This is a genomic window from Aurantimicrobium sp. INA4 (assembly GCF_027924525.1).
GTDB lineage: Bacteria > Actinomycetota > Actinomycetes > Actinomycetales > Microbacteriaceae > Aurantimicrobium.
Window position 1 is genome coordinate 1,536,983 of sequence record NZ_AP027040.1, and the last position, 24,899, is coordinate 1,561,881.

Here is a 24,899-nt window from a genome sequence, read left to right on the forward strand (position 1 = left end):
GACTAATACTCGGGTGTTTGCTCTTCAATCAGCTTGGCTAAATCAAGGTTGATGAACTGGCGGAGTCGATCAGATCGCTCCTGCTCGTAGTTCTCATCACCAAACTCGATCACTTCTTTGCGGTCGAGATTGCGCTCCATCTCTCGGGACAGTTCAGCCCAGGCAAGACCATGCGCTTCAGTGATGAGTTCACGAAGCCACTGTTCATCCTGAAGCTTGTCTTTTAGTCGTTGTGCAACGTGCTCAAGTGAACCCAATCGAATGGTGAGATTGTTCACGTCCCCACGACGGTAATCATCGCGCGACATTGCTTCACCGCGAAGTTTGCGGGCACGCTTGAGGTCGGCAGAAACGATGGATGCAGTTTCGAGAGACTCGACAGCTAAAGTCATAATCACATCACGTGCTGGGGCAAGATAAATGCTCGCGTCAAATGCATCCGGCTGAGTGATGGCTTGAACAAGAATCTTGTTTTTTATTGCCATGATGGCGCCCAATCGAGCCATAGCAAATCCATCGTCAGCAGAAGTGTTAATGCTTTCGAGAATTTCCGGGGAGGGTTCATCAATGGATGCGTCCTTGCGCCAGATGCGCCAGCCAGCCATGCGTTTCTCCCACGTTTCCTTGATTTAAGGATACCCAGCGAAAGCTCAGAGAATTCTGAGGAATGGGTGGTGAGGCTCCTATTTACTTCCGGCCAGTGAATTTATCCATGGTGTTGTAGACACCAAAGATGTTGTCTGCGATGGCATCAAACCACCGTTGCGGAAGAATTCCCTTGAGAACCTTCGAGAGGTGCACCGTCCATGGCAACATCAACATGGGCTTGCCCGCGAGCATGGCTTTCCAGACTTTGTTCACCACATAATCCGGTTGCATGATGGGTGTCATCAACGGACCCTTGACTCCTTCAAACATGCCGGTGGCGATATAGCTAGGGCAGACCGTCGTGACTTTGATGTTGTCAATGTGTTGTTGTTTGAGTTCGAGTCGAACGGAATCACTCCAACCAATCAATGCCCACTTGCTCGATGCATAAACGCTCATCTTGGGATTGGAAAGCGTGCCGGCAGCGGAGGCAATGTTCACAATTCTGGAGGGGCGCTTTCCTTCCATCATTCCTGTCAGGAATTCGTGAGTGATGAACATTGGTGCCATGGCATTGATCTTCATAATGAACTCGGTGTCACGCTCGTTATCGTGTTCCCAGAAGTAGGTACCCCGAACAACACCAGCATTGTTGATGATCACATCAACACCGCCGTGATTGGCAATGACATTTGCTGACGCTTTTTCGATTGCGGTACGCTCACCAATATCAACCAGCATTGGAACGATCTCTTGATGGTTATCCGCATGCACGCGCAAAGCCTTGGTGGTTTCGGCTAATGCTTCTTTGTTGATATCCCAGAGGATGACAGTCTCAGCGCCTTCGGCTACTGCTCGTTCGGCATAGAGACGCCCCATACCCATGGCGGCACCGGTAATGAGAATTCTGCTTCCTGCAACGTTGAAGGTCATGAGCACAATCTACAAGCAGGAGTCATGAACTAGATAGAGAGGCGTGCCATCAACTGCTTGAGATGCTGCACAACTTCAGTAGGTGTGGGTATTGCTTTGAGTTCTGCATTTGATTGAATCGCTTGCACAAGCGTGTGCCGGAAGGTAAGTGCAATGAGCTCCGCAGTCAGGGCAGCGAAAGCACGTGTTTGTTTTTCTGTTTCATCGGATGCTGCATCTCGACGAAGTCTGAGGTACAGAATTTCCTCAACCTTGGCCGGAACCGCGGAAAACCGTTCCATTTGTTTGGCCATGAGAAGGGGGTTTTGGTTAAAGAGCTTCATTCTTTGAAGTTCTAACTGAGGATTCTGCATTAATGCTTCCGGTAGCTTCACCACACCAATAACCTCCGACAAAATGTCAGGGTCATTAGAGGCAATAAATTCCAGTGCCTTTTGCTCATCTATTTCGGGGACAAACTTTCCGAGTATTGCGTTGTCTTTGGTGCCGAAATAGTTGAAGAAGGTTCGAGCAGAAACCTCGCTTGCTTCGCAAATCATCTCTACTGTGACGTTTTCAAGGCCGTGTTCGAGAGCGAGCGCAACAGCTTGTGTTTCGATGTTCAGTGCTGTTGCGGCAATGCGGCGCTGCCGGAGAGTCTGTTCCCCCTCACCAGTCATGCGATGTCCTTTCGTCTACTCGTAGCGTAGCGATTCGATGGGGTTTTGTTTTGCAGCCTTCCGCGCAGGAAGTGTTCCTGACAGGAATGCAATCGTCATGATCAACAGGATGATCGCAAGGATGGAGGCTGGTTCAAACATGAGGATATTGAGCCCGGGAAGAGCAGCGAGAGGCCCCGCAGCCAGTGCGGCACTGATTCCCGTGCCCAAGACCACCGCCACGACAGCACCCAGCGCGCTACCGAGGAAGCCAATGAAGATTGCTTCCAAGCTGAAAAGGGCAAAGACTTTTCCACTTCCCATACCCATTGCCTTCATCAGACCAATCTCACGAGTTCGTTCCTGGACACTCATCAACAGAGTGTTGATGATCCCGAAGGAAGCTGCAATGAGCGCAATAATCGCGAATGCGTTGAGCACACCCACAATTCCCGCGATGACGGTTGTGATCACACCAAGCTGGTCTTGAATGGTCTGGACGCTGAAGCCTTCATCGATGACAGTTTGCTTGAGTGCATCGATATCTGCCTGTGGCATTGTGTCATCGAAATGAGCAGTTGCGATGACATAGCGAGGGTTCTCGGTGTTGATTCCTGCTTGTTGCAGATCAGCACCCGTATTCGTGAGTGCTTGGTTAATCCCTGCACCTGAAGCAAGCAGGCTCTTTTGTGCTACGCCCACCACTGTCGCGTCTACTGTGTGCTTCTTGCCAAGGATGTCCGTCAATCCCAGTGTTACTTTCTGGCCTACAGCATCTGCTGCAGCCGAGAAGCCGAGAGGCTCTACATAGTCAGAAGGGAGAATGACCTGGTTCTCTGAAGTGCTGCTAGAGAGCTGCTCCCCAGCTACTAGGTCAGCCTTTGTGATGGAAGATGCGGGGTTAGCAGTGAACTCATACTTGGTTCCCTTGCCATTTTGAATGTAATCAAAAGCAACGCTGCGAACTGGTGAAACATCAGTCAACCCAGCAGTGTTCTTGAGGGTTTCCATATCTGCTTCTGTAAGTGCAGTTCCCCCGGCGAGGGGGCCGGCATTCGTGCCATCTGAAGCTGTTGATGTCTTCGGATCATATTTGGCAGGACCGTCGTTACTTGAAGCTTGAGCCTGTCCTGAAATGATGAAGACATCCGAAGCGCCCAATGAATCCACTTGTTTTGTGACGTAGTCGGTTACACCCGCTCCCACCGCGGTGGTGAGCGTCAATGTGAATGCTCCGATGAACAGAGCCATCACTGTCAGGGTTGTTCGGAGTTTGCTACGGAATGTGTTGGAGACCGCAGAGGAAAGTAAGTCTGTAGTTTTCATAAATTTATGCCTTTACCTGGGGAGCCGAAAGGGATTGAACTATCTGACCGTCCTTGAGGAATACCTGACGGTCACACTTGGCTGCGAGCTCCTCATCGTGTGTGACGATGACGAGGGTGATTCCCTTTTCCTTGTTGAGTGCAAACAGAATGTCTTCAACAACCGCGCCGGTTGCAGAGTCTAGGTTTCCAGTTGGCTCATCAGCAAAGATCACCGATGGTTCATTGATCAGCGCACGTGCAATCACTACGCGTTGTTTTTGTCCACCAGATAATGCAGTTGCCTTGTTGTTGACCTTGGACTCAAGCTCAAATTGAGTAAGGATGTCGATTCCACGGCGTTTACGCTCTGCGCGCTTAATTCCGGCAATCTTCAACGGAAGCACAACATTGTCGAGGACTGAAGTGTTAGGGGTGAGAAAGAATTGCTGGAAAACGAAACCGAAGGTTTTGTTTCTGAACTTGTTGAGTTCGCGTTGCTTCATTCGAAGCGCGTCCTTGTCTTCAACAAGGATTGTCCCTGCGTCTGGTTTGTCGAGTAACGCAATTAAGTGCATCAGCGTTGACTTTCCAGATCCGCTCTTTCCAACGATGGCGACGGATTCTCCATCTTGCACCTGGAAGGTTACGTCGGTCAATGCATCGAAACGATTGGCGCCTGAGCCATAAGACTTAGAAATGTTCCTGGCATCAATGATGAAGTTAGTTCCCATGAGTTCTACCTTTTCTGTGGGTTAACTCACCATACGATTAACTTGCAGTCTCTGCAAGTTAAATTTGCAGTATCTGCATATTTAACTGCAGTTTCTCAGAAATAGCAATTTGTTGATTTTTGTGCGTGATTTATGCAAATTTGCGCTGAAACTTGCTGTTTTCACGCAACATTTCGCTGAAACGTGCGCACATTCTCCGTTACCGTGGATGTATGACACAAGTACTCGACATCACAGCCGCAGCAGACATCACCGAAACCACCCCTGCATGGGTTGCGCTCAAAGAAGCAGCAACCGCCATTCAGGCGTTGCAGGTTAAGGACGGTTCTATTCCTGATGCTGCCAACCATGCAGCCGCTCGCGAGCTTGTTGCTGTAATCGTGAAGTCCATCCAAGAATTGGCACCCGCCTTCCCTCACGACGCTTCCTACCTCGAGGCCGTCGTTGCTGATTTTGGTCGCTGGGTTGACGGCGGCTTCGCTGAACCAGATTTCCTTGCATCCATCCTCGAGTTCGCACCTGCTTCTCACCGCGTCAACGGTGTTCGCCACCTTGTTGTCTTCCCGATGTACACACAGAACGGAAGCACCAACCGCTTCGTCGAGGCAGTCCTTGTCGAAGTAATGTGGCCAGACTTCATAGCTGAGCTCGAAGCTGGCGAATACGGCAACAAGTTGTTTGTTCCCCTGCGTTTTATTGACTTCACTCCTGGATACGACACCAACTCTGCTGTGCTCTTCCCCGAGACGGTAGCTATGCGTGAAGTTCCCGCGTTCACCTGGGGAGCAATCTTCCAGGATCGCGAAGCAGCACGCTTCGCCGTTGTGACCGAAGCCGCTGCTGAGATCACCGGGCTAGAGCTTCCTGCTGACGCAGCTGAGTTGCTGACCAACCAGAAGCTCTCTGAAGAGACCTTCATTATGTGGGACTTGATTCACGACCGTACCCACATGAGCGGTGACCTCCCTTTCGACCCCTTCATGATCAAGCAGCGTATGCCCTTCTTCCTCTACGGTCTGGAGGAGCTGCGTTGTGACCTCACCGCATTCCGTGAGTGCGTGAAGATCGAACGCGGTGGTTCTGCTGACCCAGAAACCCGTCACCACGCACGTCTGGTTCAATACGCTGTGGTCTTCGACCGCATCTTCCGTTTCGCTATGACCGGAACTCGCAAGCGTAACTATGACGCCGTTGCAGGTCAGCTCATGTTTGCCTGGATGCACCAGCACGGAGTTCTGCACTGGACCAACAACAAGCTCTCCATCGACTGGGCAGCACTGCCAGACGTCGTTGTTGAACTGGGTGACGCAATCGATGAGCTCTACTGGCGCTCCATTGACCGTCCCAAGATTGCTCACTGGCTTGCTGCTTATGAACTGGTTGCCAGCACTCTCACCCCACACCCTGCTTCCACCTGGGCTAAGGGTGCGGATGCTCTTCCTGTTGCCGGAGAACCTGGCGAGCTCACCGACCAGCTCCTGGATGACGAGTTCCCACTGTCCATGTTCTATGAGGCACTTCACCGCAAGATCGCGCCTGTAATTGAGTCCACCAAGGGAATCCGCGCTTAGGCGCGGACCCTCCCACGGCGTAGGCTCAAGAGTATGCAGCGAGTACACGATGCCGCTTGGCGCGGCTTTGCCTCAGATAACTATGCCGGTGTTCACCCCCGAGTTCTCGAAGCTCTCTCGGCGGTGAACGGTGGACATCAGATCGCCTATGGCGAGGATGTCTACACCGAACACCTTCACCAGGTCATGACGACCCACTTTGGCATGGGCATCGAGGTATTCCCAGTATTTAACGGAACCGGTGCAAACGTGATGAGCCTGCAGTCACTGCTGCCTCGCTGGGGTGGTGTGATTTGTGCTCAAACTGCACACGTAAACAATGACGAATCCAATGCCCCTGAAGCTGTGGGTGGAATCAAGTTGCTCACGGTGGAAACACCAGATGGCAAGCTCACTCCCGAACTCATTGACCAGCAGGCTCACGGTCGCGGTGATGAGCACCGTGCCCAGCCGCTGGCCGTGACCATTACCCAGTCAACTGAACTGGGAACGGTTTACACCCCCGAAGAAGTGAAAGCGATTGCTGAACACACCCACTCCATGGGAATGAAACTGCACATGGATGGTGCGCGCATTTCTAACGCTGCAGCTTCCTTAGGAGTTCCTTTCCGTGCGTTTACCCGTGATGCTGGCGTTGACATTCTCAGTTTTGGTGGAACCAAGAACGGTCTCATGGGCGCCGAAGCAATCGTTGTGCTCAACACTGACGCCGTGGACGGATTGATCTATTCCCGCAAGATGAACATGCAGCTGGCATCCAAGATGCGCTTCACTTCTGCTCAACTCATTGCATTACTCGAGGGTGACCTCTGGCACCACCTTGCCAACCACGCTAACCAGATGGCTCGGCGTTTGCGCTCAGCCCTGGAAGGAACCCCGGGCATTACTTTCACTCAGCAAACCCAGGCAAATGGTGTCTTTGTCATTTTGCCACCAGGAGTAGCTGACGAACTGCGCAAGGAATTCCGTTTCTACGACTGGAACCCTGCAACCGGCGAAGTGCGCTGGATGTGTGCGTGGGACACCACAGAAGATGACATTGACTATTTCGCTGAGGCAGTGAAGAAGGTTTTGGAATAATTGACTAAATAGTCAATTATTTTTATTCTGGTCGTATGGCCAGACCTAGAAAATTCGACGAGGTCGAAGTTGTTCAGCAAGCAATGTCTTTGTTTGCCCAAAACGGGTTCAACGCTACCTCTATAGATGAACTTGTTGAAGCAACAGGATTGCTAAGAGGAAGTCTCTACAAAGCCTTCGGTTCAAAATTGAACATTTTTCTCATTGGCTTTGAAGAATGTGCTGCGGCGTTCGATGTTGATAACGAACGCCATCTTGATTTGTTGACAGTCGCGCTTCGAGATCTCACGCTGTCAGATGATTCCACGAAAGAAATTTGTCAAAAAATCCTGGCAAATCATTCAGATTCACTAGCACTCAACTTAGGAAAAAACCTTCTGCAGAGAATGGAGAAATAGCAATGTCACTAATTTCGATCAACCATGAACACTTGATTGTAAATCTGAGCTTTTGGGAAAAAGTAGGTGGACTGTCAGGCAACATAATGGTCCCTCTTTCCCACGTCCGTGGTGCTACAGATGACCCAAGTTTTATCCAACATGGACTTGGGTTCAGGTCAGGCGGAACAGGCTTTCCAGGGTTGATAGCAGAAGGCCACTTTAGAAAAAACGGTGACAGGCTCTTTGCAAGTTGGCGTAAGGGAGACCAAGTCGTTGTCATTGAGCTCGAAGGAGAGAAATGGGATCGTCTAGTAATTGGTTGCACCAATGCCAAGTCACTAGCTCAACTCATCAACAATTCCATTTAGAAAATGAAGAAAGCCCCCGATCTCTCGGGGGCTTTCTTCGTTGAAGATTTAGTCTTCGAATGCGTCGTAGCGAACAATCTCGGCAAGCTCGTGACGAACACGAGGTGCTGTCTCACGCTCAGCAAGAGGCTCTGGGAGCAAGTCTGCTGGAGCAAGCTTGCCTACAGCAATTGCAACAAATGCTTCAAAGCCAGCAGGAAGGTTAAAGATTTCCTTAAGTGCCTTCACATCTGTTCCAGCAACCTGGTGAACATAGAGTCCGTCGGTTTGTGCCTGAATAGAGAAGTGGGCAACAGACTGACCCAGGTCATAGATTGCGTAGGGGTTAGGAGTTCCATCAGCGCCTGCGGTCTGAGCAATAGCAACAACGATGGCTGATGCATTGGGCATCCACGCGGTGTTCCAGCCTGCAAGGGTGGGAACAATCTTGTTGAAGGTGTCATCGCCGCGGAAACCAACTATGAATCGCCAAGGCTGGCTGTTGTTTGCCGAAGGTGACCACCGAGCTGCTTCAAAAGCAGGAGTGAGGTCTGCTTGTGTCAGCACTGCGGTGGTGTCGTAAGAACGAGGACTCCAACGGGCTGCAAGTACGGGGTTAATGGGAACACTGGTGTGTGCGGTGCGTGACATGTTCATCCTTGTTTTTGTTGAGGTAAAGCCGTGGGTTTTCCATGCAGGAGCACGGGCATCCGATAGTGATAACCGGATACCCGTGCGGTTATTCCCAAAAAGGGAAAAGTTTATTCATCAGCCATGAGCTCGGCTTCGATGAAAGGGTCTTCATCCCCTGCGTCGAAGACGGGGTGAATCTTGTCTGAACTCACGGTGAGGTGGTCACCGTCAAGATCAACTCGAACAAGGTCACCATCTCGCACAGCACCAGCAAGGATTGCTGTTGCCAGACGGTCATCAATCTCGTGCTGCATCAGGCGGCGAAGAGGACGTGCTCCATAGATGGGGTCATAACCACGCTCCGCCAACCAGGTCCGAGCTGCAGGAGTGACGGCAAGTTCAAGCCGTCGCTCTGCCAGACGCTTCTGGAGACGATCGATATACAACTCGACGATTTGTCCGAGATCTTCTTGGCTCAGAGCCGAGAACACCACAATGTCGTCCAAACGGTTGACGAACTCAGGCTTGAATGCTTGACGCACGGTCTCGTTGACAGCACGTTCCTTCTCGTCCCAGCTCAGGTCGGGATCAATCAAGAACTGTGAACCGAGGTTCGAGGTGAGAATCAGGATGACGTTGCGGAAGTCCACGGTGTGACCCTGGCCGTCAGTCAGGCGTCCGTCGTCAAGAACCTGGAGCAAGACGTCGAAAACTTCAGGGTGTGCTTTCTCTACTTCGTCGAGCAATACAACCGAGTAGGGGCGACGGCGCACTGCCTCAGTGAGTTGTCCACCTGCTTCATACCCGATGTATCCGGGAGGAGCACCAACCAGACGCGAGACGGAGTGCTTCTCACCGTATTCGCTCATGTCGATACGAATCATGGCCTTTTCGTCATCAAAGAGATACTCAGCGAGCGCTTTAGCGAGCTCTGTCTTTCCAACGCCAGTGGGGCCCAGGAACAGGAAGGATCCGGTTGGGCGATCGGGGTCAGAAATTCCAGCGCGCGAACGACGAACAGATTCGGAAACAGCTTGCACTGCTTTCTTCTGTCCAATGAGGCGCTTGCCAATTTCGTTTTCTAGGTTGAGCAGTTTCTCTGTCTCACCTTTGGTCAGACGATCAACAGGAATGCCGGTCCATGCGGCAATCACCGAAGCGATGTCTTCGCTGGTGACCTGGTCATTGACCATGCGTTCGGTGTCTGTTTGTTCTGCTGATTCGGCGTCAGCTAACTCACGTTCGAGCTGCGGAATCTCTGCATAGAGCAAACGGCTGGCTTGTTCGAGCTGGCCTTCACGTTGTGCACGTTCTGCCTGAATACGCGCGGCATCTAGTTTGGTCTTGAGCTCACCGACACGGTTGAGTGCGCTGCGCTCTTGTTCCCAGCGACGTTCAAGGTCTTCGAGACGTGCGTTGCGTTCAGCCATGTCTTCACGCAGTTTCGCAAGACGTTCTTTGGAGGCGTCGTCCTTCTCTTTCTTCAGAGCAAGCTCTTCAAGCTTGAGTCGGTCAACACTGCGGCGCAGTTCATCAATCTCGACGGGAGCCGAGTCAATTTCCATACGCAGGCGGCTCGCTGCTTCATCGATGAGGTCGATGGCCTTGTCAGGAAGCTGCCGGCTGGTGATGTACCGGTTGGATAGTGCTGCGGCAGCAACGAGTGCGTTGTCTGCAATAGCTACCTTGTGGTGTGCCTCGTAACGCTCTTTGAGCCCACGAAGGATTGCCACAGTGTCTTCAACACTGGGCTCGCCCACGAAAACTTGCTGGAAACGACGCTCGAGTGCTGCGTCCTTCTCAATGAACTCACGGTACTCATCCAGGGTGGTGGCACCGATCAGGCGGAGCTCACCACGAGCAAGCATGGGCTTGAGCATGTTGGCTGCTGCCACGGAGCCTTCACCTCCGCCAGCACCCATCAGGGTGTGGAGTTCGTCGATGAAGGTGATGATCTGACCATCTGAGTCATTGATTTCTTTGAGAACTGCCTTGAGGCGTTCTTCGAATTCACCTCGATACTTTGCACCTGCAATCAGGGCTGAGATATCGAGTGAGACAAGCTGCTTATCTTTCAAACTGTCGGCGACGTCACCAGCGACAATTCGCTGGGCGAGTCCTTCAACGACAGCAGTTTTTCCAACGCCTGGTTCACCGATCAGGACGGGGTTGTTCTTGGTTCGTCGAGTTAGCACTTGGCTGACTCGACGGATTTCGGCATCACGGCCGATGACGGGGTCGAGCTTGCCGCTCTTTGCAATTTCAGTGAGGTTAACACCAAATTGTTCGAGCGCGCTCTTGTTTTCTTGCGGCTCTTGTTGCATGTTTTCTTTCTCCTTGTGTGGATTTCATCACCAAACAAAGTTGAGTGATGATGACTCAAGTTTACTCCTCTGGTCCTATTTTCTCTAGGCCTGAAGCTGAAAGAAAGCTGAGAACTACCCCTTGATGGACTTCGTCACCGTGAACTTCGGAGTCCTGCGAACCTCACGGGTCTCTCCCACTAGTTTGCGCAATGCGGGCTTGTAACTCAGGTGGCGATTAGCCACCACCCACAATTCCCCGCCAGGTCTGAGCACCCTTCCTGCCTCGGCAAACAGCCTCAAGCTCGTGCCTGCATGAACGGCAGCGCCGGAGTGAAAAGGCGGGTTGAACAGAATGAGGTCGGCGGAGCTGTCTTCTTGTGAAGACAGTCCGTCGTCGCGAACCACAGTGACGCGATCACTGAGGTTGTTTGCCTCCATAGTTGCTCTCGCTGATTCGACAGCGGCGGCAGACTGATCGCTGGCGATCACTGTCGCTGTTGGTCGAAGTTTTGCTATTTGGGCAGCGAGAACACCCGTTCCACAACCAAAGTCAATAATGCGCATACCCTGCTGACCCGAAACTCTGTCTAACACCGCAAGCAGGTCGTAGGTGCCTATGTCGATAGAGATTCCTGCAAAAGCACCACCTTGAGCACACACCGTCAGATCAACATCCGCGTGGTATTCACTCTTGGGCCATGAGGTGAGGGCCTCGAGCGCTGCTTGTTTCTTTGGTCCACGTGCGCGAATGACACGTGACTTTTGCTCAGCAAGACTTGCTTCAACCTGAGTGAAAAACTTCCCCAAGGTCTCATTCATGCTCAGGGTCATGTGTTTGATGCGACCGCCGGCCAACACGAGAACATCGTCAGCAGAGTAGGCCGCAATAAGTGCCGCCCTTTGCTCTAATTGCTCCAGCGAGCGCGGTAAACGCAACACAACAATCCTCGAGGAAACAACCAGTTCACTGGAAAGTGGAAGATTCTGAAAGGTCGATGAAGGCGGATAGGAATCCGAAAGTTCCTGCGCGTTATTCATCAGTGCAAGTTCACCTGAACGTGCATCTTGGTGAACAAGAACCTCAGTAAACCCAGCCTCAGCTAGGGCGCCTAATGTCAATGCTCCGTGAGTGTCTCCGATGATGGATAGCGGGCTTGCAAGCAGGGTTGGATCAATCTCAACAGCGCGCTGAAGTTCAGTTAACAGGAGACGGTCGGCGGCATCAACGGCAACGAGTTCGGGGGACTCCAGATCAGGCCAACGCCTGAGGGATTCGAAAGGAAATGAACTCACCCTTTGAGACTATTCGGACTTGCCAACCTGCTTGTACAACTTGGAGATAACAAACCAGGAACCATCAACACGAAGCAAGCTGAGATAGTCCTGCATTACTCCGCCGAACATCTCGAGCTGGACTTTTGCGAGTGCAACCTCTGGTGAAATCTGGTCGACGAGGAGGACCTTGTCACGACGGACATTGCCCAAATCTTGTGGAGAGGTACGCGCTTCCATTTGTTCGTGATAAACATCGCGAGGACGAATCACGATCTCATCGTTCTCTGACGAGTAGAGGTTGCTGTCTTTGTGAAAGACCTTGTCGAAGAGGGACATGTCTTGCGAGTGCATGAGCTCAAAGTAATCATCGAGCAATGTTTGGATTCCTGCGTCAGTCATGGAACAAGACTAACTTCAGCGATCACCAAATTCTTTAGTCATGAGCAACTGGACATCACGGTCTAAGTGATCAAACCTGGCGTCCATGCGAGCCCCAAGTTCATTTCGCATGCTCGCCATTTCTGCGCGAAGCCCTGTCCCAATCATCCTGAAACTTGCAAAAACAACACCAATAAGGGCAAAAATCACTGCACTGAAAACTCCGATGAGAGTCCATACCTGTGGGTTATCCAAATAGATCACATCCCTATTGTTACTGGTTTTGATAAGAATCGCATCTGGCAATTGAGCGATAGGCGATACCGCTCTGGCAGTGAGTAATTCTGGAAAATGTGAACTGTGAAGGACTAGTCACGTCCGAAGGGACGCCAAACCACAACATCTGTGCGGCGGCGAGCGCGAGTTCCAGCCCGCAGGCTTTCCACGTCACCTGCAGGTCCTGCAGCGAAGACGCGACGGCCTGGCTGGTTGAGCAGAGCGTCCGCAAGGGTGGCTTCGAGTTCTCGAACTCGCACACGCAGTGCGTCATTTTGATTCTCTAAATCCAGAACGCGACGGATGCCCTCTAGGGAGAGACCTTCCGCGCTAAGTCTGGCAACTTCGCGAAGCTGAGCAACGTTACGCATGGAATAACGCCTGGATTGACCCGCTGTTCGGCCTGGCTGAACCAGGCCGATGCGGTCATACTGCCGCAGGGTCTGCGGGTGCATTCCCGCAAGTTCTGCAGCCATCGAGATAGTAAAGATCGGCTGGTTCTCGTCCATGCTTTTCCTTATCTCTTGAGGGGTGTTGGCTAGCGCTTTGCTTCTGCAAGCAAGTCTGCGCGAGGGTTCTCACTTGGCGCAACAGATGCGAACTTTTCGAGGGCTTCTTTAGCAGCGTCATCGAGATGGCTCGGGACAGCAATTTGAACAACAGCGAGGAGGTCGCCTGTTCCCTTTGCTGTCTTAATGCCACGACCCTTAACGCGCAGGGAACGTCCACTCGGTGTGCCCGAAGCAACTTTGAGCTTGACGGTCTCACCCTCAGGGGTGGGAACCTCAATGGTTGCCCCCAGTGCTGCCTCTGTGAAGGTGACTGGGACATTCACTTTGATGTTGAGTCCGTCACGCTCGAAGACAGGGTGCTTCTTCACCTTGACGGTGAGAACAATGTCACCTGCTTCGCCACCGTCGGGGCTGGGATAGCCCTTGCCACGAAGACGGATTTTCTGTCCATCAGCAACACCGGCAGGGATTTTCACCTTGACGGTTCGGCCCTCACTGGTCTGCAAGCTCATGGTGTCGCCATGGAATGCTTCAAAGAAATCGATAGTGACAGAGGAGACAATGTCTTGTCCCTTCTGTGGGCCACCAAATCCACGGAAACCGCCGGAGGCCTGGCCGAATCGGCCACCTCCGCCGCCAAACATTCCGCCGAAGATATCTTCAAAGCCGCCTCCCTGTTGGAAGGTGTACTGCTGGCCGCCACGGCCAAACCCGCTGAAGGCATCCTCGAAACCGCCTTGAGGTCCGCCTGCACTAAAGCGTGCACCGGAACCCATGGCGCGAATCTGGTCATACTCAGCACGCTGCTCCTTATCGGAGAGCACAGAGTACGCTTCAGAGATTTCCTTGAATTTCGCTTCTGCCTTGGCGTTTCCCTGATTGGAGTCAGGGTGATATTCGCGAGCGAGCTTGCGATAGACCTTCTTCAGTTCAGCTTCCGAAGCGTCTTTGGAGACGCCGAGGACTTTGTAAAAGTCTTTATCGAACCAATCTTGACTGGCCATATGCGCCTCCTTTCTTTACGTCGTTTCGGATACTAGTTTGCAGGAACAGCAACAACAACCTTTGCTGCGCGAACCTGTGTGGTGCCGATCATGTACCCGGTCTCCACAACATCCAGCACCGTCTCTGCTGTGACATCTGGTGAAGGCTGCTGCAGAATCGCTTCGTGCAGGTTCGGGTCAAAAAGGTCACCTGCTGCACCATAGGCAACGAGACCAAGGCGCTCGGTTGCACCACGCAGTTTGCCGGCGATGGCGGCCAGGGCAGAGCCCTCTGCCAGGTCGCCGTGCTTTTCTGCACGGTCAATGTCATCGAGGACAGGAAGAAGAATCTTCACGGTGTCTCCGATGATGCGCTCTCGTTCAATCTCTCGGTTGGCTTCGGTGCGCTTGCGGTAATTGGCGTATTCAGCGGTTACGCGCTGAAGGTCAGCCAAACGCTCTGCTGCCAGATCACTTTCTGCCTGCTCGAGGAAAGAAAGGTCGGCATCTGTCAGCGAGGTTTCTACATCGGCGTCTTCAAAGGAAGCGTCTTCAGTAGGTCCGTCATATCCAGGGTCTTCAGCAAAGCCGGCGTTCTCGCCAACCTCACTGGTGTCCCCTGCGGAGGAGCCCCCGTTCAGGGGCTCCTCTACTGGGTTCTCGTTCTGGTCGGACATGCTTACTTAGCGTCTTTCTCAGACGATCCGTCAGCCTCGTCGTCTTCGACAACTTCAGCGTCGACAACATCATCATCAGAAGCAGCTTCGCCTTCAGGTGCGCTTTCGGCAGAAGCTTCTGCCTGGCCTGCAGCGTAGATTGCTTCACCGAGCTTGCCCTGGCTTTCGACGAGCTTGTCATATGCAGTCTTCACTGCGGCATCGTCGTCTCCAGCAAGTGCTGTCTTGAGTGCGTCGACATCGCCCTGAACTTCGTTCTTCACGTCTTCGGGGAGCTTGTCTTCGTTCTCCTTGATCAGCTTCTCGATGGAATAGACCATCTGCTCAGCACCGTTTCGGGTCTCTGCAGACTCGCGACGTGCCTTGTCTTCAGCTGCGTGCTCTTCAGCTTCGCGAACCATGCGCTCGATGTCTTCCTTAGGAAGAGACGAGCCACCGGTGATCGTCATTGACTGCTCCTTACCGGTACCCTTGTCCTTAGCGGACACGTGCACGATACCGTTTGCGTCGATGTCGAAGGTGACCTCAACCTGAGGAACCCCACGAGGTGCTGGTGCGATACCGGTCAACTCGAAGTTTCCGAGCGACTTGTTGTCGCGAGTGAACTCACGCTCACCCTGGAACACCTGGATGGATACCGAAGGCTGGTTGTCATCAGCTGTGGTGAAGGTTTCAGATCGCTTGGTCGGGATCGCAGTGTTGCGCTCGATTAGCTTGGTCATGATTCCACCCTTGGTCTCGATACCGAGGCTGAGGGGGGTGACGTCGATAAGCAGAACGTCCTTGCGCTCTCCACGCAGAACACCTGCCTGCAGTGCTGCACCAACGGCAACAACTTCGTCAGGGTTCACGGTCTTGTTTGCTTCTTTGCCACCGGTGAGGCTCTTGACCAGTTCTGCCACTGCAGGCATACGGGTCGAACCACCCACGAGGACAACGTGAGCAATGTCACTGACCTTGACTCCGGCTTCCTTGATGACATCCTCGAATGGCTTCTTGGTGCGAGCAATAAGGTCTTCGGTCATTGCTTCGAACTGAGCACGAGTGAGGGTCTCGTCGAGGTTGGCTGGGCCATTCTCGGTCAGAGAGAGGTAAGGCAGCTGGATGCTGGTGCTCATGGAGGAGCTGAGCTCCTTCTTTGCCTGCTCTGCAGCTTCCTTCAAACGCTGGAGTGCAATCTTGTCCTTGGACACGTCAACACCAGTGGTCTCCTTGAACTTCTTGATCAGGTGATCCACGATGCGCTGATCCCAGTCGTCACCACCGAGGCGGTTGTCACCGGAGGTTGCACGAACCTGGATGGTTGAGAAGTCGTCGTCCTTACCCACTTCAAGCAGTGAAACGTCGAAGGTTCCACCACCGAGGTCGAATACGAGGATGAGTTCGTCTTCTTTACCCTTGTCGAGGCCGTAGGCCAAAGCAGCTGCGGTGGGCTCGTTGATAATACGCAGAACGTTCAGACCTGCGATCTCACCGGCATCCTTGGTTGCCTGACGCTCAGCGTCGTTGAAGTAAGCGGGGACAGTGATAACTGCGTCGGTGACGGTGTCACCGAGGTAGGTCTCTGCGTCGCGCTTGAGCTTGCCCAAGATACGCGCAGAGATTTCTTGTGGGGTGTACTTCTTGTCGTCAATAGATACGGTCCAGTCGGTACCGATGTGACGCTTGACGGAAGCGATGGTGCGGTCCACGTTGGTAACTGCCTGGCGCTTTGCTGGCTCTCCAACGAGTACTTCGCCATCCTTTGTGAAGGCGACTACCGAGGGGGTAGTACGGAAACCTTCAGCGTTGGCGATAACGGTGGGTTCTCCACCTTCGAGTACGGAAACAACCGAGTTGGTGGTTCCGAGGTCAATGCCTACTGCACGTGACATATATGTGTTCTCCTTCTTCATTCCAGTGTGAGCTGGAAATTCCTTGTGTTTATGCGGTTTTCACCGAAGCTTGTTCAAGACTTGAGTCGTGATATATCAAGTTTGCCACGGGGAATACACAACGTCAAGCGTTCACAGCAAATCTTGAGCTTTCTCGACTCAAGTTTTTGTTTTGGGAGTGTTTACCCCGAGTTCTTCCCGCGGAGATACAGGAGGGGTACCCTAAACACATGTCAAGCACCGGTGCTGTTGAAGTCAAAATCCCCCGCAAGCAAGTCATCTCGTGGGCTTTATGGGACTGGGGCACCTCCGCCTTCAGTGTGCTGATCACCACTTTCGTCTTTGCGCGTTACATCGTCTCCAGTTACTTCATCGACCCTGAGATCGTCAAAGCTTACGAATCAGCCGGGGGCGAAGGGGTTGCCACCGGGCCCGCGCTCGAAAACTTCCAGGCCGCCGAAGCCAACCTCACCAGCTGGGTGGGATGGGCGCTGGCCATAGGTGGCGTAGCAGTTGCCCTTGTTGCTCCGATTGTGGGCCAACGCACTGATGCCGGCGGTAAGCGCAAGCTGTGGCTGGGAATTAACACAGGTATTGTCATTGCGGCAACCTTTGGAATGTTCTTTGTAGAAGGAACCCCGCAGTTCTTCGTCATGGGCATCGTTCTGTTGACCGTGGGTAACGTGTTCTACGAAATGGCGAATGTGAACTACAACGCCATGCTGCTGCAGGTGTCTACACCAAAAACCATGGGTCGTGTCTCGGGCTTCGGCTGGGGAATGGGATATTTCGGTGGAATCTTTGTTCTCCTGATTGCCCTCGTTGGCTTCGTGCTCGGCGACCCTCCCTATTGGTTTGGAATCACTACAGAAGCCGGCATGAACATTCGCGCCGTCACGGTACTGGCTGCGGTGTGGGCTTTAGTTTTCTCGCTCCCGGTTTTGTTCAATGTTCCAGAGAACACCGCAACGACTCCAGGCCACAAAGCGGGAATCATCGAGTCCTACAAAATCTTGTTCCGCAAAATTGCAGACCTGTATAAGAACGCACGCCCCACCTTCTACTTCCTTCTCGCTAGCGCCGTATTCCGCGATGGTCTTGCAGCCGTCTTTGCTTTTGGAGGCATCCTGGCAGGAACAGTCTTTGGGCTCAGTTTCACAGAAGTGATTCTCTTCGCCATCGGAGGCAACCTGGTCGCAGGTATTGGTGTTCTGTTCTCTGGTTGGATCGACGACAAGATCGGCTCTAAGCGTGTCATCGTGATTGCTCTTGCCGGGCTCGTTGTCACTGGTATTGCGCTGTTCTTCTTCCACGACGGCGGGGCAACCGCCTTCTGGATTGGCGGTCTGATGCTGACGTTCTTCGTTGGGCCCGCGCAAGCTTCAGCTCGTGCCTACCTTGGACACCTCGCACCTGAAGGCCAGGAAGGTGAGATCTTTGGTCTCTACGCCACAACAGGTCGTGCGGTGAGCTTCCTTGCTCCCTCGCTCTTTGCACTGTTCGTCCTGCTTGGTGGTGCCACCTACTTCGGCATCCTCGGCATCGTGGTTGTGCTTCTTGCTGGACTTTTGCTCATGTTGCCCCTTCGGGCAAAGTTCATTCGCTAACGCGGATAAGGAGCTCGCCCATATTGCTGTGGGGCATAGTCCACATCAACCCCGAGCTGCGCAGCAGCACGAAGAGCAAAGTGTGGATCGCGCAGGTGTTCCCGTCCGAGCATGACAGCGTCGGCGCGACCTGAGGCAATAATGTCGTTTGCCTGCTCGGCAGTCGTAATCATTCCTACGGCACTGGTAGGTAGGTGAGCATGCTCTTTCACATAGTGAGCAAGAGGTACTTGGTATCCCGGGCCAACAGGAATCTTGGCACCAGCGATAAGACCGCCGGTTGAAATATCAACCGTGTCAGCACCTAAGTCCTTCACCCAGTCGGTGACAATGCTCGTCTCTTCTTCATTCCAGCCGCCTTCAACCCAGTCAGTTGCTGAGAATCGAACAAACAACACGATCTCTTCGCCCACTTCTGTGCGCACAGCTCGAACAATATCGAGCAGAAGTCGCGCGCGGTTCTTGAGCGGGCCACCGAAATCATCCGTGCGCTCATTCGTGAGTGGTGAGAGGAATTCGTGAATGAGATATCCGTGTGCGGAGTGAATCTCCAGAACCTGGAACCCCGCTTCCACAGCACGGCGAGCTGCTGAAGCAAAATCAGCAACAACCTGCGAGATCTGCTCAGCTGTCATTGCTTGTGCTTGGGCGTATCCCTCAAATGCATTAGCTGAAGGACCTAGCGGAATCCAACCACCCTCTTCTACGGGTACTGTGCCGTCAATTCCGGGATATCCCCAACCGGGATACGTGGATGCTTTGCGGCCTGCGTGTGCCAGTTGAATTCCGGGGACAACACCGTTTGCTGCCATGAAGGACACAATCGGGGTGAATGCTGCGACCTGGTCATCATTCCAGATACCTAAGTCGTGGAAAGAAATACGACCTTCAGGATTTACTGCCGTAGCTTCAACGATGATGAGCCCGGCACCGCCGAGAGAAAGTGCGCCGTAATGAGCGCGGTGGAAGTCAGTGGGAACACCATCTTTACCTAGTGCGCTGTACATGCACATTGGTGGAACCCATACCCGGTTACGGATAGTGAGATGACGAAGTGTGATCGGTGTGAACAAAGTGGGTGCGTTCATAGCTCCACGCTACCGGGGGAACAGGGCTACCCCTGCTGCAGTGCAGTGATCAACAGCATGCAGATAACAAACCCGGCAAAGAAGTTAATACCCAAAAACTTCTTCCAACCTCGGTTAGCCTGCTCACAGTCGGCATCCTTCAAATTCCTAAATGGCCACACCATCAAGACATACGGAACCGCAGTCGCAGCCGCGACCCAGTAATACCAGGAAGGGTCGGAAAAGAAAGCTCCGGAAAGAATCAGTACTCCAGCGAGCGTGTAACACCCCAGCGCGAACCGTGTTGTGTTGGCTGCGCCAAAGACTGTTGCAATGGACGAGAGCTGTGCTTCGCGGTCAGCTTGAATGTCTTGAATAGCCCCGAAAGCATGTGATGCCATTCCCCAGAGGAAGAACGCATTCAAGATGAGCCAGAGCGAAGGAGTGACATTAGCCCCTGCCATCATCACACCAAACACCGCAGGGCTTACAAAGTGGGTCGCGCTGGTCATAGAGTCCAGGACGGGAATCTCCTTGAAGCGCAGCCCCTTTATTGAATACGCCACCACAGCAAACATGCTGACGGCCAGAGTGATGTTGGACTCGAAATTCCCGATCGAAACGAGATAGACAAGGAAGGGAACGTTCGTGATCACAACAGCCCACAACGTCACCTTGTGAAGACTGCGATCGAGAACAGCGCCCTCAACTCCGCCCTTGCGAGGGTTGCGCAAGTCTGACTCGTAATCAAAGACATCGTTGATGCCATACATCGCGAGGTTGTAAGGGATGAGGAAGAAGATTGTTCCCACAATCAATACGGCGTCAACGCGGCCAGTCGTGAAAAAGTACGCTGCGGCGAAAGGGAAGGCCGTGTTTACCCAGGACAGTGGGCGCGAGGAAACGAAGAGTTGTTTCAGGGTGTTCATCTCTTCTTCCATGTTCCCAACAAAATCCACAGCGCTGGCAGAATCATGACCCCCGCGAGGGTGTACGCAAAGTCCTCTATCGGAGCGATGCCGATATATGCCCCCAGTAAAGTGCTGGGGTCATAAGCCACGAGTCCAACCCCAATGATGACGTTGTCGAAAATCGCCGTCGTGATGAGCATGACAGCCAGGATGAGCCCCAGAACCTTATAGAGCTTGCGGCCAACCTCAACACCGCGGCGAGCGCTGACCACATAAGCAATGACCATGAACCACAAGGCGAGGCCAAGAAAGACGGTATTGAGCAGAGCGTAGGTCACTTTTTCACCACATTAGTGAAGGCGGAGAAAACGTTCATGGTCATGTAACACAGCAGGGTCAAGAAGAACACTTCTTCGAGAGGGAGCTCCGGGGCCAGCAGGATTCCTGTCATCCAGGGCCCTTCACCTCGGAAGAAAACTCCGGCATCAATCCCGACAAGATCCCAGCTGAGGAAGAACACCAGCCCGGTGGCCAGCACCACAGTTGCGCGTCTGGCATCTTGCCAAAAGAACAACGTGTGGCGTCTATCCAGCAAAATCATGCCGGTGATAGACACCAGCAAAGCTGCGAGATAGAGAAAACCCATGGGTACTAAGCAGTTTTATCGACCGTGGGAAACAGGGGTTCTGGCAGCGGTTCTGTGGAGGTGTCTCCGCGCAGGCGCTTGACCAAAATTTCTGCACTGATCAAACACATAGGCAAACCGATGCCAGGAATGGTTGTTCCCCCTGTGTAGTAGAGGTCTTGAACTTTCTTGGAGATGTTGCCCGAACGGAAGAACGCGCTCTGGGAAAGGATGTGGCTGGGGCCAAGTGCTCCACCCATCCAGGAGTTGAGGTCGTTGGCGAAGTCTGCTGGTCCCACCGTTTTGCGAACAATGATGCGCTCAGCAAGGTCTGGAATTCCTGCCCAGACAGAGATTTGTTTGATGACCTTGTCTGCGACTGCTTCGACCTGCTTGCTTCCCTTGCCATCAATGCCACCCTTACCAATGGAAACATCAGCGGGAATGGGGACAAGGATGAAGAGGTTCGTGTCTCCCTTGGGTGCTACACCGTTGTCTGTTGCACTGGGCTTACAAACATAAATGTTCGCAGGGTCGGGAACAGAGGTGGGCTGGTCAAAGATTTTGGCAAAGTCCCCCTCCCAGTCATTGGTGAAGAAAAGGGTGTGGTGTTCCAACTCAGGAACATCACCCTTGACTCCTAAGTAGACGAGCACAGCACTGGGGCCTGAAACTTTCTTCTCCCAGTAGCTTTCTCCATAGGTTTGCAACGCTTCAGGAAGAAGCTGTGTTTCCGTGAAGTGGAGGTCTGCAGCTGAGACAACGATGTCGGCTGGGATAGTCGTCACGCTCTTTGATTTACCTTTGGTGTATTCAACCCCAACAGCCTTTGCCTTAGTTTTGTGCCCGGCAGGGTTGACGGTGGTGAGAATCTTGCTCACATTAGCTTCAGTGATGAGGTTCACGCCTTCGGCGAGCGCGATGTCGCGAATACTTTCAATGACACGATTGAAGCCGCCTTGTGCATAGAGCACACCATCTTCAAGATCGAGGTAGCTCATCAAGTGATACATCGAAGGGGTGATGTAGGGGCTGGAGCCGAGGAACACTGCAGGGTATCCGAGAATCTGTTGCAGTCTGGGGTCGCTGACGTGACGGGCTGCAAACTTGTAGAGGGACTCGTTCAACAGCTTGGCAAGTTTGGGTGTGCGGCTCAGAACATCAGAACGAAGCAGTGGGCTGTACTTCTCAAAGCTCGTGTAGAGGAAACGCTTCTTGGCGATCTCGTAAGTATCTTTTGCGGAGTCGAGGTAGCGCTCCATCGCAGGACGTGAGCCTGGCTCGATTTCTTCAAAGAGCGCGAGGTTGTCTTCACGATTGTCGAGAACGTCAATGGGGCGAGCTGGGTAGACGCCGTCGTCTTCACACAGCACGCGGTATCCAGGGTTGAGTTTGGTGAGGGTTAGCTGTTCCTCACTCGAGGTGCCCATGAGCTTGTAGAAGTGATCAAAAACTTCTGGCATGAGATACCAGGAAGGGCCGGTGTCGAAGCGGAATCCGTCTTTTTCCCAGTTTCCTGCACGGCCACCGACGTTTTTGTGCTTCTCAAGCAGGGTTACCTGATACCCGTCTCGGGCAAGAAGAGCTGCCGAGGCCAGGCCGGCGATACCGCCACCAATGATCACTACGGATTTGGTCATGAGGTTTTTCCTAACAGTGCTGCAAGTGCGAGGCGGGCCTTGACGAGTGTCGGCACGCTCACGCGGGTGTGCTTCAGTTCAGAGGCAGGAGTGCGAGCAATCCTGCGGTTGAGTTCAGCAAAAAGATTTTGAGCCAATGCAACAGCCCTGCGGCTTGTTGAAGGCAGGAACGGGACGATGGCTCCCGAGATTGCAAGATCAGAATCGATGTCTGCAACCAGGCGAACCTTGTCTTCTTCCGTGAAGGTCGCAATGTTGATTCCGGGGAAATAGCTCCGACCAAGGGCGTCCACGTCCGCGCTGAGGTCACGCAGGAAGTTCACCTTCTGGAATGCGGCACCGAGCTTGCGTGCCCCCATCACAAACGTGTCATTTTGTTCAGGGGTGATGTCCTGACCGCGCAGGAAAGCTTTCAAACACATCAGGCCCACAACTTCTGCAGAGCCATAGACATACTCATCGAAACTTTCGGGAGTGTGGGTGACCCGCGTGATGTCGACCCGCATCGAGGTGAAGAAGGGTCGCGTGAGATCAGGTTCAATTCCTGTCCTGCGGGCAGTCAAGGCAAAAGCGTGCACCACGAGGTTGGTGCTGTAGCCGCGTCGCATGGCCGCTTCAGTTTCTGTTTCGAGCTCGTCGAGGAGGCGACGTATGTCTTTCTCGCTCACACCGGCATACGCAGCGACGCCGTCGACAATCTCATCGGCTAGACGAACCAAGCCATAGATGTTCTCAACATCTTGGCGAACCCCTTTGCCTAACAGTCTGGCCGCAAGACCGAAGGAGGTGGAGTATTCGCGAATAATCATGCTCGCGGTTTGCTCTGCGACACGGTCGTAGAGTGCACTTTGCCTGGTGGGCTGTTCGCTTACGGGCACGGAGGCGTCCTGGACTAGCTTGTCGTGGCTCATCGCACGCGCTCCACAACCGCGGTGACCAGGGGAGTGAGCTGGTCAATTAGTGCCTGAGGAATACCTGCACCGTGCAATGCAGCGACGGCTTCGTCTGCGTAGTCGGAAGCAAGTCGCTGGGTGTATTGCTTTGCTCCGGTTCGCTCCAAGACCTCACGCACTGTTGCAGCTTCCTCATCAGAGAGGGTGCTGTCGCCAACGAGGTGGGAAATGTTCTTCCATTCGGCTGTTTGTGACGCGAAAGCGATTAGTGCCGTGCGCTTTCCTTCGCGAAGGTCGCCGAGTGTGGTTTTTCCAGTCGAAGCTTCGTTTCCAAAAACGCCCAACAGGTCATCGACGACTTGATAGGCAATACCGATATTTCGACCGAACTCTCCAAGAGCAGCAATGACCTCGTGCGTGGCACCGGCAAGCAGAGCTCCTGCTTGTAGGGGTGCCTCGAAGGAATACACCGCGGTCTTGAGGCGCTCCATGTGAACAATCTCTTCAATGCTGGGCATTCCGGAATAGAGCGAGAAGTCCACGTCAATGAGTTCACCAGCTGCCGAATCAAAAACGGCGCGGTCAAGCAATTCAACGAGTGCGTCACGAACCTGCGGGTTTGCACTCGCTCTTTCCATGAGTCGGAACGATCCCGTCAGAGCAAGGTCTCCTGCGATGACCGCAACAGACATTCCTCGGTGTTCTGCCGTGGGCAGCGACAGGCCCGCGGTCTGTGCCACATCACGGTAGCTTCCGGAAACGTTTGGAATTCCACGGCGAACAAAGTCGCGGTCGACCACATCATCGTGAACAATGAGCGCGGTATGGAGAAGTTCGAAGGAGGCACCTACATGCGCAGCCGAACGTAGATCAGATCCGCCCAGTGCGGTGTAGGCCGTCATCACCATTTGTGGGCGGAAACGCTTTCCACCTGACGCATTGGAACGTAGTGTCTTCCACAACGCCTCATAGGCAGGTGCGAGTGTGGCAGCCCGTTGAGTGGATAGGCTAAAGAAGCGATCGAGAACCTCTTCAACGAGCGCAAGGTGGCGCGTCATCTCGGCTTCTTGGCTGGGAATGCTCACTACTCCAGACTAACTGACCGAACAGGAGCAAAACATGGGTGAACCCCGTGAACTTGTAGTTCTCCTGTCGGAGGATGGAACTGCCATCGGAACAGCCGATAAGGCAGACGTGCACACAGTAGATACTCACCTCCACCTGGCTTTCTCCTGCCACGTCTTCAACTCGGAGGGCAAGATTCTCGTCACACGACGCGCACTAGCCAAAAAGACCTGGCCTGGTGTGTGGACTAACTCTTTCTGCGGCCACCCAGGTCCTGGAGAGGACTTTGTCGAGGCTATTCACCGCCGTGCTGAGGAAGAACTGGGACTCCGTCTCGCCACGGTAAAAAGTGCACTGCCTGATTTTCGCTATCGCGCGGTCGATGCTTCTGGCATCGTCGAAAATGAAATTTGTCCTGTTTATGTTGCTCTTGCCGAGGGTGAGCCAAACCCGAATCCAGATGAAGTAGAGGAATACACCTGGGCAGACCCTCAAGCGCTTCTCGAGTCGGTTGAGAAGTCAGGTTTTGCTTTCAGCCCCTGGCTGACACTGCAGTTGCCACGTTTAGCTTCTGCCGGTTTTCTCTCTCCCCGCGCTTAAAT

Annotated in this window: 27 protein-coding genes; 6 read left to right on the forward strand and 21 right to left on the reverse strand. The window is 53.2% G+C overall.

Features of this window, described 5'->3' with window-relative positions:
- Positions 1-2 precede the first annotated feature (2 nt).
- From AINA4_RS07610 to AINA4_RS07630, 5 genes are all read right to left on the reverse strand, one after another.
- Positions 3-605 (reverse strand): hypothetical protein, encoded by a 603-nt coding sequence (locus AINA4_RS07610; RefSeq protein ID WP_281786824.1) that lies wholly within the window; start codon positions 603-605, stop codon positions 3-5.
- Between the two features lie 82 nt (positions 606-687).
- Positions 688-1,521: an SDR family NAD(P)-dependent oxidoreductase gene (locus tag AINA4_RS07615; protein WP_281786826.1), complete on the reverse strand. Its 834-nt coding sequence runs from the start codon at positions 1,519-1,521 to the stop codon at positions 688-690.
- Between the two features lie 29 nt (positions 1,522-1,550).
- Entirely contained in the window at positions 1,551-2,180 is a 630-nt protein-coding gene (locus AINA4_RS07620; RefSeq protein WP_281786828.1) for a TetR/AcrR family transcriptional regulator, read from the reverse strand.
- A gap of 15 nt (positions 2,181-2,195) precedes the next feature.
- Positions 2,196-3,485 (reverse strand): ABC transporter permease, encoded by a 1,290-nt coding sequence (locus AINA4_RS07625; protein ID WP_281786830.1) that lies wholly within the window; start codon positions 3,483-3,485, stop codon positions 2,196-2,198.
- Positions 3,486-3,489: 4 nt separating this feature from the next.
- A complete protein-coding gene (locus AINA4_RS07630) occupies positions 3,490-4,197 on the reverse strand; it encodes an ABC transporter ATP-binding protein (protein WP_281786832.1) in 708 nt (235 codons plus the stop codon).
- A 212-nt stretch (positions 4,198-4,409) separates the two neighbouring features.
- On the opposite strand from AINA4_RS07630, the gene AINA4_RS07635 reads away from it, so the two are divergent.
- From AINA4_RS07635 to AINA4_RS07650, 4 genes are all read left to right on the forward strand, one after another.
- On the forward strand, positions 4,410-5,768 hold the full coding sequence (locus AINA4_RS07635) for a DUF6421 family protein (protein WP_281786834.1): 1,359 nt from the start codon (positions 4,410-4,412) through the stop codon (positions 5,766-5,768).
- A 33-nt stretch (positions 5,769-5,801) separates the two neighbouring features.
- Positions 5,802-6,848 carry a low specificity L-threonine aldolase gene (locus tag AINA4_RS07640; RefSeq protein ID WP_281786836.1) on the forward strand — a complete coding sequence of 349 codons (1,047 nt, stop codon included), beginning with the start codon at positions 5,802-5,804 and terminating at the stop codon, positions 6,846-6,848.
- A gap of 35 nt (positions 6,849-6,883) precedes the next feature.
- On the forward strand, positions 6,884-7,246 hold the full coding sequence (locus AINA4_RS07645; protein WP_281786838.1) for a TetR/AcrR family transcriptional regulator: 363 nt from the start codon (positions 6,884-6,886) through the stop codon (positions 7,244-7,246).
- Positions 7,247-7,332: 86 nt separating this feature from the next.
- Complete coding sequence (locus tag AINA4_RS07650) at positions 7,333-7,596, forward strand: hypothetical protein (protein WP_281786840.1); 264 nt, start codon at positions 7,333-7,335, stop codon at positions 7,594-7,596.
- Positions 7,597-7,644: 48 nt separating this feature from the next.
- Here the strand turns inward: AINA4_RS07650 and AINA4_RS07655 are convergent, their stop codons facing one another.
- From AINA4_RS07655 to dnaK, 9 genes are all read right to left on the reverse strand, one after another.
- Positions 7,645-8,226 carry a nitroreductase family protein gene (locus AINA4_RS07655; protein ID WP_281786841.1) on the reverse strand — a complete coding sequence of 194 codons (582 nt, stop codon included), beginning with the start codon at positions 8,224-8,226 and terminating at the stop codon, positions 7,645-7,647.
- A gap of 110 nt (positions 8,227-8,336) precedes the next feature.
- Entirely contained in the window at positions 8,337-10,532 is a 2,196-nt protein-coding gene (locus tag AINA4_RS07660; RefSeq protein ID WP_281786843.1) for an AAA family ATPase, read from the reverse strand.
- Between the two features lie 114 nt (positions 10,533-10,646).
- The gene (locus tag AINA4_RS07665; RefSeq protein WP_281786845.1) at positions 10,647-11,807 is read right to left on the reverse strand and encodes a class I SAM-dependent methyltransferase; all 1,161 of its coding nucleotides are present in this window, start codon (positions 11,805-11,807) and stop codon (positions 10,647-10,649) included.
- 9 nt (positions 11,808-11,816) lie between these two features.
- Positions 11,817-12,188, reverse strand: coding sequence for a nuclear transport factor 2 family protein (locus AINA4_RS07670; RefSeq protein ID WP_281786847.1), 372 nt, complete (start codon positions 12,186-12,188; stop codon positions 11,817-11,819).
- Between the two features lie 15 nt (positions 12,189-12,203).
- Entirely contained in the window at positions 12,204-12,431 is a 228-nt protein-coding gene (locus AINA4_RS07675) for a hypothetical protein (protein WP_281786848.1), read from the reverse strand.
- Positions 12,432-12,535: 104 nt separating this feature from the next.
- A complete protein-coding gene (locus AINA4_RS07680; RefSeq protein WP_281786849.1) occupies positions 12,536-12,952 on the reverse strand; it encodes a MerR family transcriptional regulator in 417 nt (138 codons plus the stop codon).
- A gap of 29 nt (positions 12,953-12,981) precedes the next feature.
- Positions 12,982-13,959 carry a DnaJ C-terminal domain-containing protein gene (locus AINA4_RS07685; RefSeq protein ID WP_281786850.1) on the reverse strand — a complete coding sequence of 326 codons (978 nt, stop codon included), beginning with the start codon at positions 13,957-13,959 and terminating at the stop codon, positions 12,982-12,984.
- Positions 13,960-13,991: 32 nt separating this feature from the next.
- Complete coding sequence (locus AINA4_RS07690) at positions 13,992-14,615, reverse strand: nucleotide exchange factor GrpE (protein ID WP_281786852.1); 624 nt, start codon at positions 14,613-14,615, stop codon at positions 13,992-13,994.
- 2 nt (positions 14,616-14,617) lie between these two features.
- Positions 14,618-16,489 carry a molecular chaperone DnaK gene (gene dnaK, locus AINA4_RS07695; RefSeq protein ID WP_281786853.1) on the reverse strand — a complete coding sequence of 624 codons (1,872 nt, stop codon included), beginning with the start codon at positions 16,487-16,489 and terminating at the stop codon, positions 14,618-14,620.
- A 230-nt stretch (positions 16,490-16,719) separates the two neighbouring features.
- On the opposite strand from dnaK, the gene AINA4_RS07700 reads away from it, so the two are divergent.
- Positions 16,720-18,096 (forward strand): MFS transporter, encoded by a 1,377-nt coding sequence (locus AINA4_RS07700; protein ID WP_281786854.1) that lies wholly within the window; start codon positions 16,720-16,722, stop codon positions 18,094-18,096.
- On the opposite strand, the gene AINA4_RS07705 is transcribed toward AINA4_RS07700, so the two are convergent.
- The 7 genes from AINA4_RS07705 to AINA4_RS07735 are packed head-to-tail and all read right to left on the reverse strand — an operon-like array spanning position 18,093 to position 24,317.
- Positions 18,093-19,184: an NADH:flavin oxidoreductase/NADH oxidase gene (locus AINA4_RS07705; protein WP_281786855.1), complete on the reverse strand. Its 1,092-nt coding sequence runs from the start codon at positions 19,182-19,184 to the stop codon at positions 18,093-18,095. The two genes, AINA4_RS07700 and AINA4_RS07705, sit on opposite strands and share 4 nt — an antisense overlap.
- Before the next feature lie 26 nt (positions 19,185-19,210).
- Complete coding sequence (locus AINA4_RS07710) at positions 19,211-20,092, reverse strand: prenyltransferase (protein ID WP_281786857.1); 882 nt, start codon at positions 20,090-20,092, stop codon at positions 19,211-19,213.
- Positions 20,089-20,412 (reverse strand): lycopene cyclase domain-containing protein, encoded by a 324-nt coding sequence (locus AINA4_RS07715; RefSeq protein ID WP_281786859.1) that lies wholly within the window; start codon positions 20,410-20,412, stop codon positions 20,089-20,091. Before AINA4_RS07715 ends, AINA4_RS07710 begins: the two co-directional genes overlap by 4 nt.
- Positions 20,409-20,720, reverse strand: a complete 312-nt coding sequence (locus AINA4_RS07720; RefSeq protein WP_281786861.1) for a lycopene cyclase domain-containing protein — start codon at positions 20,718-20,720, stop codon at positions 20,409-20,411. The genes AINA4_RS07715 and AINA4_RS07720 overlap by 4 nt, the downstream gene beginning before the upstream one ends.
- Positions 20,721-20,725: 5 nt before the next feature.
- A complete protein-coding gene (gene crtI, locus AINA4_RS07725; RefSeq protein ID WP_281786863.1) occupies positions 20,726-22,339 on the reverse strand; it encodes a phytoene desaturase family protein in 1,614 nt (537 codons plus the stop codon).
- Positions 22,336-23,250 (reverse strand): phytoene/squalene synthase family protein, encoded by a 915-nt coding sequence (locus tag AINA4_RS07730; RefSeq protein WP_281786864.1) that lies wholly within the window; start codon positions 23,248-23,250, stop codon positions 22,336-22,338. Before AINA4_RS07730 ends, crtI begins: the two co-directional genes overlap by 4 nt.
- Complete coding sequence (locus AINA4_RS07735) at positions 23,247-24,317, reverse strand: polyprenyl synthetase family protein (protein ID WP_281786865.1); 1,071 nt, start codon at positions 24,315-24,317, stop codon at positions 23,247-23,249. The genes AINA4_RS07730 and AINA4_RS07735 overlap by 4 nt, the downstream gene beginning before the upstream one ends.
- A 34-nt stretch (positions 24,318-24,351) precedes the next feature.
- Between AINA4_RS07735 and idi the strand changes: the two genes are divergently transcribed.
- Positions 24,352-24,897, forward strand: coding sequence for an isopentenyl-diphosphate Delta-isomerase (gene idi, locus AINA4_RS07740; RefSeq protein WP_281786867.1), 546 nt, complete (start codon positions 24,352-24,354; stop codon positions 24,895-24,897).
- Positions 24,898-24,899: the final 2 nt, after the last annotated feature.